Below are 16,469 nucleotides of genomic sequence, written 5' to 3'. Positions count from 1 at the left end.
CACACCCGTGCCAGGATGGCGCCGGAGGTGGTCGACGTGCGGATCCTGGTCACCGGCGGCACCGGGCAGCTCGGCAGCGCGGTGGTGCGCCGCCTGCGGGCGGCGGGCGAAGAGGTCCGCGTGCTCAGCCGCCGGCCCGCGCCGGACGTCGTCCGCGGCGACCTGCGGACCGGGCGCGGCGTCGACAGCGCCGTCGCCGGCGTGGACGTCGTCGTCCACTGCGCCACCGACTACTTCGGCCGGGAGGCCCAGCTCGCGCGCACGCTGATCGAGGCGGCGCGGTGGGCGGGCGGCCCGCACCTGGTGTACGTCTCGATCGTCGGCGTCGACCGCGTCCCGCTCGGCTACTACCGGGCCAAGCACGAGACCGAGCAGCTCGTCGCCACCTCCGGCCTGCCCTGCACCATCCAGCGGGCCACCCAGTTCCACGGCCTGGTCCGCGGCCTCCTGTCCGGCGCGTCCCGGCTGCCGGTGGTGCCGGTCCCGCGGGTCTCCTTCCAGCCGGTCGACGTCCGGGACGTCGCCCGCCGCCTCGCCGGCCACGCGCTGGCGGACCCCGCAGGCCGGGCGCCCGACTTCGGGGGCCCGGAAATCCTCACCGCGGCCGAGCTGGCCGAGGCGGTCGGTGAAGCGAGCGGACGGCGACGGCGGATCGTGCCGCTCACGGTGCCGGGGGAGACGTTCCGGGCCTACGCCGACGGCGGTCACCTGGCTCCCGGGCACCGCGAGGGCGAGATCACCTTCCGGGAGTACCTGGCCGAGCGAGCCGATCACGGGTAAGGCGGCCATCCCGAAGATTCTTGACCACCGGATCGGATAGGTCATATGTTTGGCGGGCTTCGCGGCCGTTTTCCGCCCAACGCCGAACGGATGACCCATGCCGGAACTGCCTCTCCCGCCGTCGCGGCGGACCTTCCTCAAGCTCGGTGGCGCGGTCGGTGCCGTGGCGGCACTCGGCGGCCTGCGTCCCTTCGGTGCCAACGCAGAAGTCCTCCGACCGGCCGGTGAGGACCTCGTCCCCGAGTCGGCGGCCACCACGCTCTGGTACCCGGAACCGGCGAGCGAGGACAAGATCATCGAACAGGGCCTGCCGATCGGCAATGGTCGGATCGGTGCCCTCGTCGGCGGCGACCCGGCCGCCGACTTCCTCTACCTCGCCGACGCGTCGCTGTGGACCGGCGGCCCCAACGACGTCCTCCAGGACGACGGCCAGTTCCCGTACGAGACCGAGAAGTTCGGCACCCTGGGCCTGCTGGCGAAGCTGCGGATCGCGGTCCCGGCGCACACGGGGGTCACGGACTACCGCCGCACGCTCGACCTGAGCAACGGCCTGGCCGTGCTCACCTACCGGCACCAGGGCGTGCAGTACCGCCGCGAGTACTTCGCGAGCCACCCCGACGACGTCGTGGTCGTCCGGCTCAGCGGCGGACCCGTCGCCGGCTCGGTGACCCTCGAACCCACCCGCGGGGAGCCGGCCGCCGGGCCGGGCGCGTTCACCGGCACCTTCGCCAACGGCCTGGAGTACGCCTGCGCGGTGACGACGTCCGGTGGGCTCGCCTTCCGCGGCCGCGAGATCGTCATCGTGCTCAGCGGCGGCACGAACTACGTGCCGGACGCCGCGCGCAAGTTCCTCGACACCTCCCTCGACCCCCTGGCGCTGGCGCAACGCAAGGCAGCCGCGGCGCTGGCCGTGGGTGGCGGCACCTTGCGGGCCACCCACGTCGCCGACTACCGGCGCCTGTACGACCGGATGAGCGTCGACCTCGGCCAGTCGCCCCCGGCGAAACGGGCGCTGGACACGGGGGCGCGGCTGGCCGCCCGGCACGACGAACCGGACGTGCCCGACCCGGAGCTGGAGGCGAGCTACCTGCAGTTCGGGCGCTACCTGACGATCACCGGCTCGCGCGACGGCCTGCCGATGGGCCTGCAGGGCCTGTGGCAGAACAGCAACACGCCGGACTGGATGAGCGACTACCACACCGACATCAACGTCCAGATGAACTACTGGCTCGCCGACCGCGCGGCGCTGCCCGGGAGCTTCACTGCTCTGGCCGACTACTGCCTCGCGCAGCTTCCGGTGTGGACGGACAGCACGAAACGGCTGTTCAACGACCCGAGGAACCGCTTCCGCAACACGAGCGGGAAGGTCGCGGGCTGGGCGGTCGCGTTCTCCACCAACATCTACGGCGGCTCCGGCTGGTGGTGGCACCCCGGCGGCAACGCCTGGCTGTGCAACTCGCTGTGGGACCACTACGCCTTCACCCAGGACAAGGCCTACCTCGCCCGGATCTACCCGGTGTTGAAGGGCGCGGCCGAGTTCTGGGAGGCGCGGCTGCTGCCGATGACCGTCGACGGCCGCGAAGTGCTCGTCGACGACCACGACTGGTCACCCGAGCACGGCCCGCAGGACGCCCGCGGGATCACCTACGCCCAGGAGATCGTCTGGGACCTGTTCGAGCACTACCGCGAAGCCGTCGCTGTGCTGGGCCGCGACCGCGCCTACGGCGACCGGATCGGCGAGCTGCAGAAGCGGCTGTACCTGCCGAAGGTGAGCCCGGCGACGGGCCGGCTCGAGGAGTGGATGTCGCCGGACGACCTCGGCGAGACCACGCACCGGCACCTCTCGCCGCTGATCGGCTTCTTCCCGGGCGACCGCATCGCGGCCGACACGGCACCTCGGGAGCTGCTCGACGGCGTGCGGGCGCTGCTCACCGCCCGCGGGATGGACAGCTTCGGCTGGGCCTGCGCGTGGCGCTCGGCGTGCTGGGCGCGCCTCAAGGACGCCGAGCACGCCTACCGGCTGCTGCTCACCGTGCTGCGCCCGTCGGTGGCCAACGGCAACGGCACCGCGCCGAACTTCTTCGACATGTACAGCCAGGGCAGCTACACGATCTTCCAGATCGACGCGAACCTCGGCGCTCCGGCGGCGATGGCCGAGATGCTGCTGTACTCGCGGCCCGGGGTGCTGGAGCTGCTCCCGGCGTTGCCGGCGGCGTGGGCGGCGTCGGGCCGGGTGACCGGGATCGGCGCGCGCGGCGGGTTCGAGGTCGACCTCGCCTGGCGGGCGGGGAAGGTCACCCGGGCGGTGATCCGCAGCGTCGGCGGCACCCGGACCGAGGTGCGGGCCGGCCCCTGGCGGCGGACGATCACGCTGCGACCGGGGGAAACGGTCACGGTCCGGCCAAGTTGAGGTGGCCCCTCCGGAAAGAGGTATAGGGTTCAACTACTTTCTTCCGACCGGAGGTGACCGTGAACGTCGTCCTGTGGATCGCGGCGGGCCTGCTCGCTGCGCTGTACCTCGGCGCCGGGGGCATGAAGCTCGCCACCCCGCGCGAGAAGCTCCTGGAAAACCCCAACATGGGGTGGGCGGGGACTTCTCCGATGCCGCGGTGAAGGGCATCGGCGCGGTGGAGGTCCTGGCCGCGATCGGGTTGATCCTGCCGCAGGCGCTGGACATCGCCCCGGTGCTGACGCCGCTGGCCGCGACGGGACTGGTGCTCGTCCAGATCGGCGCGATCATCGTGCACGCGCGCCGCAAGGAGACGAAGTCGCTGCCGGTGAACGTCGTGCTGCTCCTGCTGGCGGCGTTCGTCGCGGTGGGCCGCTTCGCGAGCTAATACCCTGGAGCCCGATGGACGTCGATCTGCGGAAGCTGCGGTACTTCGTGGCGGTCGCCGAAGCACTGCACTTCGGGCGGGCCGCCGCGCGGCTGCACATCGCGCAGCCGGTGCTTTCGCGGCAGATCCGGGCCCTCGAAGGCGAGCTGCGGGCGCAGCTGTTCGTGCGCGACAAGCGGTCCACCGAGCTCACCGCGGCGGGCCGCCAGCTGCTCGAGGACGCGCGGCCGCTGCTGGCCTCGGCCGACGCCCTCCGCCGCCGGGTCGCGACGGCCGCGCGCGGGGCCTCGGCGTTCACCGTGGCGTTCATGCCCGGCATCACGGTCACCGGCGCGGTCCGCGAGCTCTCGGCACGTCACCCCGACCTCACCGTGGAGCTGCTGCGCACGACGTGGGACGACCAGCTCGAAGTCCTCCACGACGGCCGCGCGGACGTCGGCGTCATCCGGCTCCCGGTGGACCGGCGCGGGCTCCGGGTGCGGCCGCTGTTCCGCGAGCCGCGCGTGGCCGTGCTGCCCGGCGGGCACCGGCTGGCCGGCAAGGAATCGGTGCGGGTCGGCGACCTCGCGGACGAGCACCTGCTCAACGACCCGGACGCGGTGCCGGAGTGGCGTGACGTCGCGGTCGAGCTGCGCGAGGGCACCGCGCCGGCCCGGCGGGTGTTCCGGAGCGTGGAGGAGAAGCTCGAGCACGTCGCGGCCGGGCGGGGGATCGCCGTCGTCCCGCGGTCGACGTCGGAGTACTACACGCGGGCGGACGTGGTGCACGTGCCGGTCGAGGACCTGCCGCCGAACGAGGTGGCGCTGGCCTGGGTGTCCGGCAGGCGGTCGCGGGTGATCTTCGAGTTCGCGGAGATCTTCGCGGGCCTGACCGAGGCAGGGGAGGGGACACGGTGATCCGCTGGGCGACGTTCGACTGCTTCGGCACGCTGGTGGACTGGCGCCACGGCATCGCCACCGGCTTCGAGCTGCTGTTCCCCGGCCGCGGCGCGGAGCTGCTGGAGGTCTACCACCGGATCGAGCCGCAGGTGCAGGCCGAGGTGCCGGTGCGGCGCTACCGGGAGGTGCTGGCCGAGTCCGTGCGCCGGACCGCGGCCGAAGCGGGGCTGGAGCTGGTGGCCGACGACGCGTCGGTGCTCGGCACCGGACTGCCGTACTGGCCGGTCTTCCCGGACACGCGGCCGGCGCTGGCCGCGCTGCGGGCGGCGGGCTGGCGGCTCGCGCTGCTGACCAACTGCGACCGCGACCTGATCGGTGAGACCCAGCGGCGGCTCGCGGTGCCGATCGACGCGATCGTGACCGCCGAGGACGTCGGCGAGTACAAGCCCGGCCACGGGCCCTTCCGCCGGTTCGCCGCCTCCTTCGACGCGACCGCCGCGAACTGGGTGCACGTGGCGCAGAGCCACTTCCACGACATGGTGCCCGCCCAGGCGCTGGGCATCCCGCGGATCTGGGTGAACCGGCACGCCGGCCCGCAGGACCCGGCGGTGGCGGACGCGGTCCTCCCCGGCCTGGCCGAGCTGGCCGAAACGGTGGAGCGGGTGCACGCCGGAGCCCGCTGACCGCCGTCACGGATGCCGAACCTCGACCCGGCGGGCCGGGAACAGCGCCGTCCACAACGCCTTCCACGGGTGTGAAGACGGCCGCTCGTGCGGCACCCGCGGCGACGGCCGCGGCCCGGCCCGGTAGGCCATTTCCACCTGCACCCAGTCGTGGATCCAGTCGCCTCGCATGAACAGCTCCCTTCGTCGTGGAGCCCACGGTCGTCCTGAGGGGTGGCCCGCCGCATCGGGTGATCACGCAGTCCGGCGCCGGCGGACCCCTTACCCGTTATCGTGGCCGGGTGGCCGCGACGACCTACCTGTTCGTGCCCGGTGACCGGCCCGACCGCTTCGGCAAGGCGGCCGCCAGCGGCGCCGACGTCGTGATCCTCGATCTCGAAGACGCCGTCGCTCCCGCGGCGAAGGATGCGGCACGGGCTTCGGTGGGCGCATGGCTCGGGAGCCACCGCGCGATGGTCCGGATCAACCCGCCCGGCACCCCGTGGTTCGCCGCGGACGCCGAGCTGGTGGCCGCGCGCGGGGTGCCGGTCATGGTGCCGAAGGCCGAGACGCCCGGGGTGCTCGCCGGGTTCGGGGAGGTGGTCGCGCTGGTCGAGACCGCGCTCGGCGTGGAACGGGCCGGTGAGCTGGCCGCGGTGCCGTCGGTGACGCGGCTGGCGTTTGGCAGCGTGGACCTGGCGGCCGAGCTCGGGGTGGCGCCGGAGGACCGCGAACCGTTCGCCTACCCGCGCTCGCGCCTGGTGCTCGCCTCGGCGGCGGCCGGCCTGGCCCCGCCGGTGGACGGCGTCACCACGGACCTGCACGACCCCGCCCGGCTGTCGGAGGACGTCCGGTACGCCCGCCGGCTCGGCTTCGGCGGCAAGCTGTGCCTCCACCCCCGGCAGGTGGGCCCGGTCCGGGCCGGTTTCGCGCCGACGGAGGAGGAGCGCGCGTGGGCCCGCCGCGTGCTGACGGCGGGGGCCGGGGTGTCCGTTGTGGACGGCCGGATGGTGGACCGGCCGGTGCTCGCCAGAGCCCGGCGCATCCTGGGGGAGTGACGCTGCGCCCCGGCCTTCGACAGTGATGATCCGGGTGTTCGCCCGGCCCTTTCACGAGCACGAGATCACCGCTCGAAGCGGCGACCCGCCGGCGGCCCGAGCGGGCGGACCTGCGCTACACCGCGCCCTGACGCCGCAACGCCGTCACGTCGAAGCCGAACTCCGTCAGGACCGCGTCGGTGTGCTCGCCCAGTGCCGGTACCGGGTCCATCCGGGGTGGGCGGTCCGGGACCGTGATCGGCGGCAGCGTCGCCCGGACCGGCCCGGCCGGGGTGGCCACCTCCGCGAACCGGTCGCGCGCGGTGAGCTGCGGGTGCGCCAGGACGTCCGGCAGGTCACGGCGGCGAGCGTGCGCGATCCGGCCCGCCCGCAGCCGGGCCTCCAGTTCCGGCCCGGTGAGCCCGGCGAAGATCGCGTCGATCCCGCCTTCCAGCGACCTCCGGTTCGCCACGCGGGCGCTGCCCGTCGCGAACCGCGGGTCGGTGACCCAGTCCGGGCGGACCACCGCGTGCTCGCAGAACGCCGCCCACTCGCGGTCGTTCTGCACCGCCAGGACCACCTCGGTGCCGTCGCCCGCGCGGAAGGTGCCGTAGGGCGCGATCGCCGCGTGGCTGGTGCCCGTGCGCGGGGCGGCGTCCCGCCGTAGCCGGCGTAGTACAACGGGAAGCCCATCCACTCGACCAGGGAGTCGAACAGGCTGACTTCGAGCTCGGTGCCCTGCCCGGTGCGCTCGCGGTCGTACAGCGCGGACAGGATGCCGGAGAAGGCGTACATCCCCGCGCCGATGTCGGCGGCCGGGATGCCGCTCTTGGCCGGCTCCGCCGCGGACCCGGTCACCGACACCAGCCCCGCTTCGGACTGGATGAGCAGGTCGTAGGCCTTCGCGTCGCGGTACGGCCCCGTCGAGCCGTAGCCGGACACCGAGCAGGTGATCAGCCGCGGCCGGGTGGCGCGCAGGGCGGCCGCGCCCAGCCCGAGCCGGTCCGCGACGCCGGGTGCGAAGTTCTGCACGAACACGTCGGCGCGGTCCAGCAGCGCGGCCATCACCGCGGGGGCGGCGGCGCTCTTGAGGTCGAGCGTCACGCTCTCCTTCGAGCGGTTCAGCCAGACGAAGTGACTCGAGAGGCCGTGCACCGTTTCGTCGTAGGCGCGGGCGAAGTCGCCGCTGCCCGGCCGTTCGATCTTGAGCACGCGGGCCCCCAGGTCGGCCAGGTGCCGGGTGGCCAGCGGCGCGGCGACCGCCTGTTCGCACGACACGACCGTGACGCCGTCGAGGGGCAAGGAGCGCATGGCCGCATCCTGCCACCCCGGCCGGGCCGCCGCGGTGCCGGACGAGCGGGCCGGATCCGCTGGAGTTTCGGGCAAAACCGTTGACGGCCCTCCAGGCGGCTTGCAGTCTGAATCGGATCAGCTGACCGCGGCAACCGGCGAACGAGGTACCCGATGGGCAGGGTGCGGCAGGCCGACATCGCGCGGGTGGCGGGGGTTTCCCAGGCGACGGTTTCGGTGGTGCTGGGCGGCAACCGCACCGGCGTCCGGCTGGCCGAGTCGACCCGGCTGCGCGTGCTGGAGACCGCCCGGCGCCTCGGTTACGCCGACCCGCTGGCGAAGCGGCAGGCGGGCCACGGCCTCTTCGGCATCTGCGCCGCCGCCCCGGCGTTCGAAGCGCACCAGGAGATCCTGGCCGGCATCGAGGCGGAGGCCGCCGCGCTCGGCAAGGACCTCATCATGTTCACCGCGCCCGGCCCCGGGTTCCCCCGCCGCAGCCGGCTCGCCGACGGCTGCCTGATCCTCGGCGGCCCCGTCCCCGCGGAGCAGCTCGCCGCCGGCTACCCGATCGTCCACATCGGACGCTGCACGGACCTCGGCGCCCGCGTCCCGTGGGTCGACGCGGACTACGCCGCGGCTTCGGCGGAGGTGATCACCCGGCTGCGGGAGGCGGGCCACCACCGCATCGGCTACCTGCGCGACCCGGCCGACACCCCGGCGGCGCGCGAGCGCGAACGCGGAGTCCGGTCCGCGGGCACCGGCCTGACCATCGGCCACGACCCGGCCGCGGTCCAGGGCTGGCTCCGGGAAGGCGTGACCGCGCTGGTCGTCGACGAGCCGGTGGTCGCCGCGGCCCAGCGCGCCCAGCACGCGGCGTCGATCCCGGGGGATGTTTCCCTCGCGGTTTTGGGCCGCGCACCGGCCGCCTCGCAGTTGAGCGGCTTCGAGGTACCCCGGCGCGAACTCGGCCGCGAGGCGGTGCGGCTGCTGGCGTCCGTCGTGGCCACGGGGGCGGGGGAGCAGCGGCTGCTCGCCTGCCCGCCCGTGGCCGGGGCGACGATCGCGCCGGTTCGGGAGAGGCCGCTGTAGTCGGGCAGAATCCACTCGGGACAGCCGGGGGAGACCCCGGAACGACGGGTTCGCCCGGCCGCGGCGAAGGACGAGGGGCACAGCATGGCCACAGCCAGTGAGACCGCCGCCAAGCTGGCGGTGCTCATCGACGCGGACAACGCCCGGCCCGGGATCACCGAGGCGCTGCTGGCCGAAGTGGCCAAGTACGGCACCGCGCACGTGAAGCGCGCATACGGCGACTGGACCGGGACGAGCCTGAAAGGCTGGAAGGACCAGCTGCTGGCCCAGTCGATCCAGCCGATCCAGCAGTTCGCCTACACCACCGGCAAGAACGCGACCGACGCGGCGATGGTCATCGACGCGATGGACCTGCTGTACTCCGATCGCTTCGACGGGTTCTGCATCGTCTCCAGCGATTCCGACTTCACGCGGCTGGCGGCGCGCCTGCGCGAATCGGGCCTCACCGTGTACGGCTTCGGTGAACGCAAGACACCCAAGCCGTTCGTCGCGGCGTGCGACAAGTTCATCTACGTCGAGAACCTCGGCTACCCCGGCAGCGCGGCCGCGCCGGCCGACTCGGCCCCCGCGCAGGTGCCGTCCGCTCGCGCCGCGCAGCTCGCGAGCGACGTCGCGCTGACAGCACTGCTGCGCAACGCCGCCGAAGCCGCCTCCGACGACGACGGCTGGGCCTCGCTGTCGGCCATCGGGAACATCGTCACGAAGCAACGTCCGGACTTCGACTCCCGCACCTACGGCTACGCCAAGCTCAGTGACCTGATCGCCGCGACCACGCTGTTCGAAATGAACCGCCGCAGCCCGGGCGAGGACAAACCGCCGGTCATCTACGTGCGCGACCGGCGACGCCAGGGTGAACCCGTATAACGCCGTATCCGGCGCGGCGATCAGCCGGACCTGCCGGTCCCACGGCCAGCGCGTCCGGCGGCGCCAATGATAGGAATGGCCGGTGACCGAACCGAACCTGATCGAAGCCGCCGCGGCCGAGGCCGTCACGCTGACCAGTGAGCTCATCCGCATCGACACGACCAACACCGGCGATCCCGACACGCTGGTCGGCGAGCGGGCGGCGGCGGAGTACGTGGCCGAGAAGCTGACCGACGCCGGCTACGAGATCACCTACGTCGAGTCGGGCGGGAAGGACCGGCACAACGTCATCGTCCGGCTCGAAGGGGCCGACCGGTCACGGGGTGCCCTGCTGATCCACGGTCACCTCGACGCCGTGCCCGCCGATGCGTCCGAGTGGTCGGTCCACCCGTTCTCGGGCGCCATCCAGGACGACTACGTCTGGGGCCGCGGCGCGGTCGACATGAAGGACATGTGCGGGATGGCGCTCGCGCTGGCCCGGCACTACAAGCTGAACAACGTCGTGCCGCCGCGGGACCTCGTCTTCGCCTTCCTGGCCGACGAGGAGGCCGGCGGCAAGTACGGCGCCCAGTGGCTGGTCGAGAACCGGCCCGAGCTGTTCGAGGGCGTCACCGAGGCGATCAGCGAGGTCGGCGGCTTCTCGATCACGCTCAAGGACGACGTCCGCGCCTACCTCATCGAAACGGCCGAAAAGGGCATCCGCTGGATGAAGCTGCGCGTGCGCGGCACCGCCGGGCACGGCTCGATGATCCACCGCGACAACGCCGTGACGAAGCTCTCGGAAGCCGTGGCCAAGCTCGGCAACCACCGGTTCCCGCTCGTGCTCTCCGACTCGGTGAAGGAGTTCCTCGCCGGCGTCACCGAGATCACCGGCTGGGACTTCCCGGAGGACGACCTGGAGGGCTCGGTCGCGAAGCTGGGCAACATCTCCCGGATGATCGGCGCGACCCTGCGCGACACGGCCAACCCGACCATGCTCACCGCCGGGTACAAGTCGAACGTCATCCCGTCGGTCGCCGAGGCCGCGGTCGACTGCCGGATCCTGCCGGGCCGCCTGGAGGCCTTCGACCGGGAGCTCGACGAGCTGCTCGGCCCGGACATCGAGAAGGAGTGGATGGAGCTCCCGCCGGTCGAGACGACGTTCGACGGCGCGCTCGTGGACGCGATGAGCGCCGCGGTGCTCGCCGAGGACCCGGGAGCGAAGACGCTGCCGTACATGCTCTCCGGCGGCACCGACGCGAAGTCGTTCCAGCAGCTGGGCATCCGCAACTTCGGCTTCGCGCCGCTCAAGCTGCCCGCCGACCTCGACTTCTCGGCGCTGTTCCACGGCGTGGACGAGCGCGTCCCGGTCGAAGCGCTGAAGTTCGGCACCCGCGTCCTGGACCGGTTCCTGCGCACGTCCTGATGACCGGGTTCGCGCTCGCCGACGGCACGCCCCTGCAGGTGATCCGCAGGGGCGACCCGAGCGCGCCGGTGACCGTCGTGTTCGTCCACGGCTACGCGCTCGACCAGCGCAGCTGGGGCCGGATCGCGCCGCTGGTGCCGGACGCGGCGGATGGCCCGGTGGCCGTGCTGACCTACGACCAGCGCGGCCACGGCGGCTCGGGGCGGGCGCGGCGCGGCACCGCGACCATGGCCCAGCTCGGCGACGACCTCGCCGAGCTGCTGGCCCGCGAAGTGCCCGACGGACGCGTGGTGCTGGTCGGGCACGACATGGGCGGCCTGGCCATCATGTCGCTGTCCCAGCGGCACCCTTCGGTGTTCGAGGCACGGGTTTCGGGCCTGGTGCTGCTGGCGACGTCGTCGGGCACGCTGGCCGCCGAGGTGTCGGCGACCTGGCCGAACGCGCTGGGGAAGCTGGCCCGCGACCTCGAGGCAGTGCTCGGTTCCAAGCTGTTCGGCGTGGTGCGGGAGCACACCAGCCGGGCGGTCAGCGCGGGCCTGCGCTGGTGGCTGTTCGGCGACGACCCGGACCCGGACCTGGTCGAGCTGACGGTGAAGATGATCCGCGGCAACTGGCCCCACACGGTGTCGCTGTTCCGCCCGGCCATGGACGCCTACGCGCGCGAGGCGGCCTTGGCGCAGGTCGCCGGCCTGCCGGTGACGGCGATCGTGGGGGAGCGGGACCGGATCGTCCGGGCCGCCGACGTCGAGCAGTGGGTCCAGGGCCTCGGCAACGGGACGGCGGTGGTGCTGCCCGGGGTCGGGCACGTCGTGCCGCTGGAGGCCGCGGCCCAGGTGCTGCCGCGGGTGGTCGCGCTGGTCAACACGGCGCACCGGAGCTGAGGTCAGCGGGTCCCGGCGGCCACGAAGATCGGCACGGCCACGAACAGCCGGTCGGCGCGGGCCCGGGCCGTCTGCTCGTCGAGCCAGGCGCCGTCGCCGCCGAGGTTGGCCAGCACCGGCAGGGCCGCCGCGTCGGTCCACACGAGCGTGTGGACCTCGACCGTGACGTCGGTGAACCCGTGGTCCAGCAGGAGGTTCCGGTACCGCCGGGCGATCCGCGGGTGCGGCATGCCGTCGGCGCGGGTGTGCACGATCGAGCGGGTACGGGCGGGGTCGTCGGAGTCGATCACGACGGTGTCCCAGTCCTGGCCGGTGAGCACCGCCCGGCCGGCGGGGGCCAGGACACGGCGGGCCTCGGCGACGGCGAGCGCGGGGTCCGGCAGGACGTGCAGGACCTTGTCGGCGCGGTAGCCGGTGACCGAGCCGTCGTCGAGCGGCAGGGCGGTGGCGTCGGCGACGTGGAACTCGCCGTCCGGCCGGCGCGCGGCGGCGACCTCGACCATGGCGGGGTCGGCGTCGACGCCGATGGCGCGCACCCCGCGCGCGGCGAGTTCGCCGACGGCCCGGCCGCTGCCGCAGCCGACGTCGACCACGGTCTCGCCGAGGCCCCGGTAGGTGCGTTCCCGCAGTTCGATGGCTTGTGGACGGTCGTCGAGGGCGTCGAGGAGGGGGAGCAACGTGGACATGGCGCCCATCCTGCGACTTAATGCCGCCATGAAGTCAATCGGCGAAGTGGCCGCCCGGTTCGGGTTGCCGGCCCACGTGCTGCGCTACTGGGAAGCGGAGGGGCTGCTGACGCCCGCCCGCGACGGGGCCCGGCGCCGCTACACCGACGCGGATGTGCGCCGGGTGGCCGCGATCCTGGTCGCCAAGGAAGCCGGGTTCGAACTCGCGGACATCCGGTCGATGCTGACCGACCGGTCCGCGGCCGGCCGGGCGGCCATGGCGGCCCGGCAGCGGGACCGGCTGCGGGCGCGGATCGCCCGTGCCCAGGCGGCGCTGGAGCTGCTCGACGGCGACTGCCCGCACGACGACCTCATGACGTGCCCGCACTTCCAGAGCCTCCTGAACCGACAGCTCGATCGTTCTTGACAAATTATCTGTTCGGCAGCATGCTGGGCGCATGTTTCCGGTTGCGGTGATCGAAGACGCGGCGGCGGCCGAGGTGTCGCTGGACCCGGTCCGGGCGCGGCTGCTGGCCGAACTGGCCGAGCCGGCGTCGGCGACGATGCTCGCGGCGCGGGTCGGCCTGCCGCGCCAGAAGGTGAACTACCACCTGCGGGCGCTGGAAAGCCACGGCCTGGTGGAGCTGGTCGAGGAACGCCGCAAGGGCAACGTCACCGAGCGGATGATGCAGGCGACGGCGGCGTCGTACGTCATCTCGCCGACGGCGCTGGCCGCGGTGCAGCCGGACCCGGCCCGCTCACCGGACCGGCTTTCGGCGCGCTGGCTGCTCGCCGTCGCCGGCCGGCTCGTGCGCGACGTCGGCCTGCTGATCACCGGCGCCGCCAAGGCCCGGCAGCGCCTGGCGACATTCGCGCTCGACGGCGAGGTGCGGTTCGCCTCCGCCGCCGACCGGGCCGCGTTCGCCGAGGAGCTGACCGCCGCCGTCACCGCACTGGTGGGGAAGTACCACGACGAAACGGCCGAGAAGGGCCGCCCGTACCGGGTGGTCGTCGCCGTGCACCCGAGCGTTCCGGAGGAGTCCTGAAGTGGGACACGAATTCGAACTGACCGACCTGGCCGACGTCGCCGCGACCCCGGAGCAGGTGTGGGAAGCCATCGCGACCGGGCCGGGCATCGACTCCTGGTTCATGGGCCGCAACGAGGTCGAGGGCGGCACCGGCGGCACGGTCCGCGGCGCCTTCGGCGAGTACCGGCCCGAGTTCCGGATCGGGGAGTGGGAGCCGCCGCGGAAGCTCGCCTACGGCGCGACCGCACCGGACGGACGCCGGATCGCCTACGAGTTCCTCGTCGAGGGCCGGGACGGCGGCAGTACCGTGATCCGCTGCGTGACGAGCGGCTTCCTCCCGGGCGACGACTGGGAGGACGAGTTCGAGGCGATGACCGCGGGCGGCGCGCTGTTCTTCCGCACCCTGGCCGAGTACGTGACGCACTTCGCGGGCCGGACGGCAACGCCGGTGACCGCGTTCGGGCCACCGGTGGCGGACTGGGACGAGGCGTGGGCGCGGCTCGGTGCGGAACTGGGGCTGCCGGCGCGCCCGGCCGAGGGCGACCGGGTCCGGATCGGCCAGGAGGGGATCGTGTACGCGGTGAACGACCAGACGGTGGGCGTGCGGACGCCGGAGGCGATGTTCCGGTTCGTCCGCGGCTTCCACGGCGCGATGGTCGCCTGCCACGCCGTGTTCACCCGGGCGCCGCCGCGGACGTCGAGGAAAAGACCTGGGGTGACTGGCTGAACCGCGTGTTCGGTTAGGTCGGCAGGGCGCCGGGGAGGCTCTGCGCCGTCTTCTTGCGGCGCAGCCAGACCCGGCGCGTGCCGTCGGCGTAAAGCCGGACCGTGCGCAGTTCCCAGCCCGCGAACTCCGCGTGGATGGAGAGCTGGGTCGCCGCCGCGCGCCGGGACACGCCCGGGGGGAGGTGCAGGCGGCGGTACTCCCAATCCCCTTCGACCACCGCCTCGCCGACCGTCGTCATGGCTGGATCACCTGGGTCCCTTCTCCGGCGGCCGAGCCGATGACCACCCGGCCGCTGTTCTCGTCCACCCCCACCGAGTCCGGCTGGCGCACGGTGGGGAACCGGTACTTCTCCACGGGTTCGCCGCCGCGGACGTCGAACCCCACCACTTCGTTGCGTTCGGTCAGCGTCACCCAGGCCAGGCTCCGCCGCGCGTCGTAGGCGATCCCGTACGCCCCACCGGGCACCGGGAAGCGCTGGCGCATGATCAGCGGCGAAGCCGAGAACGCGATCAACGCCCCCGCCCGCGCGTCGGTCACCAGCACCCGGCCGTAGGAGTCGGCCACGGCGTTCGCGGCGCCGTCGCCGGCCCGCAGGCCCTCGTCCACCTTCCCGGCGGCGACGTCGAGCGAGAACACCGCCGTCCGCAGCCGGTCCAGCACCACCACGCCGTCCCCGGTGTCGACCACGTCGTCGGCGCTGTAGAGCTGCCCGCCGATCGTCCGCGCCGGCCCGGCCGGCGGCAGCACCTGCACGTCCTTGCCCGCACCCATCGCGACCAGCCGATCGGCGCCGTAGGCGATGCTCGACGCCGGCTGCCCGCCCGTCTTCGTCTCCGTCAGCTTCCGGTCCGGCAGGCTCAGCTGCTGCACCACACCCTGGCCGGGCTCGGCGATCTCGACCTTCCCCGGCGTCACGGTCAGCCGCGACGCCGGACCGTATAACGGCATATTCACCGGCGGTGACGCGAGCGCGTTCAAGTCGTACAGCCGCAAAGCCGGGGGAGCAGGGACCGCAACGACGAGGGTCGAGGTCTTCGGGTCCACGGCCACCGCCGAGACCGAACCCGAGCCGAGCACCTGACCGGCGGGTTTCACCGTGACGGCGGGGGAGACGGCCGGGCGCGCGGCGACCGGGTTCGCCACGATCTGCAGCTCGTCGGAGTTCGACTTGGCCGACGAGCAGCCCGCGAGCACCAGGGCACCGGCGAGCGGGAGCGCGATCCACGACACGGCGGCGAGCCGATGCACGTTGCGGCCTCCAGGCGCTCCTCGGCGGTTGGTCTTCACCAGCATGCTCCTTGATCCCCGTGCCGTCACGTGCGTGTCACCGAACAGACACCTGGCGCTCACCGGGGCCAGCGTTCGGGGTAGCCGACCTCGATCGCGCTGACGTCGTCGAGCGCGGACCGGATGGCGGGCGGCAGGGTGATGTCCTCGGCGGTCAGCGAGCCGGTGAGCTGGCCGGTGTCGCGGGCCCCGACGACCGGGGCGACGACGCCGGGCCGGTCGCGGACCCAGGCCAGCGCCACTGAGAGCGGGGACGTGCCGAGCCCGTCGGCGGCCGTCGCGACGGCCTGCACGATCCGGGCGGCGCGGTCGGTGCGGTGGTGCTCGACGTACCCGGCGTAGGCGCTGTTCGCGCCGCGGGAGTCGGCGGGCGTGCCGGTGCGGTACTTGCCGGTCAGCACGCCGCGGCCGAGCGGCGCCCAGGGCAGCAGCCCGATGCCGTGGTGTTCGGCGGCCGGCACCACTTCGCGGTCCACGCCGCGCTCCAGCAGCGAGTACTCGACCTGGGTGGAGACGATGGGGGCGATCGCCGGGGCGCCGGCGGCGGCGGTGGCCAGCTGCCAGCCCGCGTAGTTCGAGACGCCGACGTAACGGACCTTTCCGCTGGTCACGGCGTACTCGAGAGCGGAGAGCGTCTCGGCGAGCGGCACGCAGCCGTCCCAGGCGTGCAGCTGCCAGAGGTCGATGTGGTCGGTGCCGAGCCGGCGGAGCGAGCCGTCGAGCGCGGTGAGCAGCGCGCCGCGCGAGGCGCCGCCGCCGAACGGGCCGTCGGTGCGCTTGGCGACGGCTTTCGTCGCGAGCACGACGTCTTCGCGGGGCACGAGGTCGCCCAGCAGCGAGCCGAGCACCCGCTCGCTCTCGCCCTCGCCGTAGATGTCGGCCGTGTCCACCAGGGTGCCGCCGGCGTCGACGAAGGCGACCAGCTGGCTGGCGGCCTCCTCCGCGTCGGTGTCGCCACCCCAGGTCATGGTGCCGAGCGCCATACGGGAGACGCGCAGTCCCGAGCGGCCGAGCAGTCGCTTTTCCACGACCGCCGAGC

Annotated in this window: 16 protein-coding genes and 3 pseudogenes; 13 read left to right on the top strand and 6 right to left on the bottom strand. The window is 73.4% G+C overall.

Features of this window, described 5'->3' with window-relative positions; genetic code table 11:
• The first annotated feature begins 15 nt into the window (after positions 1–15).
• From HUT10_RS02710 to HUT10_RS02690, 5 genes and pseudogenes are all read left to right on the top strand, one after another.
• Positions 16–780 carry an SDR family oxidoreductase gene (locus tag HUT10_RS02710; RefSeq protein WP_254896626.1) on the top strand — a complete coding sequence of 255 codons (765 nt, stop codon included), beginning with the start codon at positions 16–18 and terminating at the stop codon, positions 778–780.
• Between the two features lie 97 nt (positions 781–877).
• A complete protein-coding gene (locus HUT10_RS02705) occupies positions 878–3,190 on the top strand; it encodes a glycoside hydrolase N-terminal domain-containing protein (protein WP_176169712.1) in 2,313 nt (770 codons plus the stop codon).
• Positions 3,191–3,249: 59 nt separating this feature from the next.
• A pseudogene (locus tag HUT10_RS02700) lies at positions 3,250–3,617 on the top strand (DoxX family protein).
• 14 nt (positions 3,618–3,631) lie between these two features.
• Positions 3,632–4,513, top strand: a complete 882-nt coding sequence (locus HUT10_RS02695) for a LysR family transcriptional regulator (protein WP_176169711.1) — start codon at positions 3,632–3,634, stop codon at positions 4,511–4,513.
• Positions 4,510–5,178, top strand: a complete 669-nt coding sequence (locus tag HUT10_RS02690; protein ID WP_176169710.1) for an HAD family hydrolase — start codon at positions 4,510–4,512, stop codon at positions 5,176–5,178. Before HUT10_RS02695 ends, HUT10_RS02690 begins: the two co-directional genes overlap by 4 nt.
• 6 nt (positions 5,179–5,184) lie before the next feature.
• Here the strand turns inward: HUT10_RS02690 and HUT10_RS02685 are convergent, their stop codons facing one another.
• On the bottom strand, positions 5,185–5,349 hold the full coding sequence (locus HUT10_RS02685) for a hypothetical protein (protein ID WP_176169709.1): 165 nt from the start codon (positions 5,347–5,349) through the stop codon (positions 5,185–5,187).
• A 110-nt stretch (positions 5,350–5,459) separates the two neighbouring features.
• Here HUT10_RS02685 and HUT10_RS02680 point away from each other — a divergent pair, with 110 nt between their 5' ends.
• Positions 5,460–6,215, top strand: a complete 756-nt coding sequence (locus HUT10_RS02680; protein WP_176169708.1) for a CoA ester lyase — start codon at positions 5,460–5,462, stop codon at positions 6,213–6,215.
• A gap of 115 nt (positions 6,216–6,330) precedes the next feature.
• Here HUT10_RS02680 and HUT10_RS02675 read toward each other — a convergent pair.
• Positions 6,331–7,505, bottom strand: a pseudogene (locus tag HUT10_RS02675) (CaiB/BaiF CoA transferase family protein).
• A 153-nt stretch (positions 7,506–7,658) separates the two neighbouring features.
• On the opposite strand from HUT10_RS02675, the gene HUT10_RS02670 reads away from it, so the two are divergent.
• The 4 genes from HUT10_RS02670 to HUT10_RS02655 all read left to right on the top strand — a co-directional run bounded on the left by HUT10_RS02670 (position 7,659) and on the right by HUT10_RS02655 (position 11,723).
• Positions 7,659–8,573, top strand: a complete 915-nt coding sequence (locus tag HUT10_RS02670) for a LacI family DNA-binding transcriptional regulator (protein WP_176169707.1) — start codon at positions 7,659–7,661, stop codon at positions 8,571–8,573.
• Positions 8,574–8,657: 84 nt separating this feature from the next.
• Entirely contained in the window at positions 8,658–9,437 is a 780-nt protein-coding gene (locus tag HUT10_RS02665; RefSeq protein WP_176169706.1) for an NYN domain-containing protein, read from the top strand.
• Positions 9,438–9,519: 82 nt separating this feature from the next.
• Complete coding sequence (locus HUT10_RS02660) at positions 9,520–10,842, top strand: M20/M25/M40 family metallo-hydrolase (RefSeq protein WP_176169705.1); 1,323 nt, start codon at positions 9,520–9,522, stop codon at positions 10,840–10,842.
• Entirely contained in the window at positions 10,842–11,723 is an 882-nt protein-coding gene (locus HUT10_RS02655; RefSeq protein WP_176169704.1) for an alpha/beta fold hydrolase, read from the top strand. The genes HUT10_RS02660 and HUT10_RS02655 overlap by 1 nt, the downstream gene beginning before the upstream one ends.
• Positions 11,724–11,725: 2 nt before the next feature.
• Here the strand turns inward: HUT10_RS02655 and HUT10_RS02650 are convergent, their stop codons facing one another.
• On the bottom strand, positions 11,726–12,409 hold the full coding sequence (locus tag HUT10_RS02650; protein WP_176169703.1) for a methyltransferase domain-containing protein: 684 nt from the start codon (positions 12,407–12,409) through the stop codon (positions 11,726–11,728).
• 28 nt (positions 12,410–12,437) lie between these two features.
• Between HUT10_RS02650 and HUT10_RS02645 the strand changes: the two genes are divergently transcribed.
• From HUT10_RS02645 to HUT10_RS02635, 3 genes and pseudogenes are all read left to right on the top strand, one after another.
• Entirely contained in the window at positions 12,438–12,815 is a 378-nt protein-coding gene (locus tag HUT10_RS02645) for a MerR family transcriptional regulator (protein ID WP_176169702.1), read from the top strand.
• Positions 12,816–12,846: 31 nt separating this feature from the next.
• Positions 12,847–13,434, top strand: coding sequence for a helix-turn-helix domain-containing protein (locus tag HUT10_RS02640; protein WP_176169701.1), 588 nt, complete (start codon positions 12,847–12,849; stop codon positions 13,432–13,434).
• A 1-nt stretch (position 13,435) separates the two neighbouring features.
• Positions 13,436–14,160: pseudogene (locus tag HUT10_RS02635) on the top strand (SRPBCC domain-containing protein).
• Here HUT10_RS02635 and HUT10_RS02630 read toward each other — a convergent pair.
• The 3 genes from HUT10_RS02630 to HUT10_RS02620 all read right to left on the bottom strand — a co-directional run bounded on the left by HUT10_RS02630 (position 14,157) and on the right by HUT10_RS02620 (position 16,458).
• Positions 14,157–14,381 (bottom strand): DUF5703 family protein, encoded by a 225-nt coding sequence (locus tag HUT10_RS02630; RefSeq protein WP_176169699.1) that lies wholly within the window; start codon positions 14,379–14,381, stop codon positions 14,157–14,159. The pseudogene HUT10_RS02635 and the gene HUT10_RS02630 sit on opposite strands and share 4 nt — an antisense overlap.
• Positions 14,378–15,391, bottom strand: coding sequence for a YncE family protein (locus tag HUT10_RS02625; protein WP_176177635.1), 1,014 nt, complete (start codon positions 15,389–15,391; stop codon positions 14,378–14,380). Before HUT10_RS02625 ends, HUT10_RS02630 begins: the two co-directional genes overlap by 4 nt.
• Positions 15,392–15,489: 98 nt before the next feature.
• Positions 15,490–16,458: an aldo/keto reductase gene (locus HUT10_RS02620; protein WP_176169698.1), complete on the bottom strand. Its 969-nt coding sequence runs from the start codon at positions 16,456–16,458 to the stop codon at positions 15,490–15,492.
• Between the last annotated feature and the right edge of the window lie 11 nt (positions 16,459–16,469).

The sequence above is a fragment of the Amycolatopsis sp. Hca4 genome (assembly GCF_013364075.1).
In the GTDB taxonomy this organism is placed as follows: Bacteria; Actinomycetota; Actinomycetes; order Mycobacteriales; family Pseudonocardiaceae; genus Amycolatopsis.
Note: the sequence above shows the minus strand (reverse complement) of the source record. Positions and strands in the feature narration are given on the sequence as shown.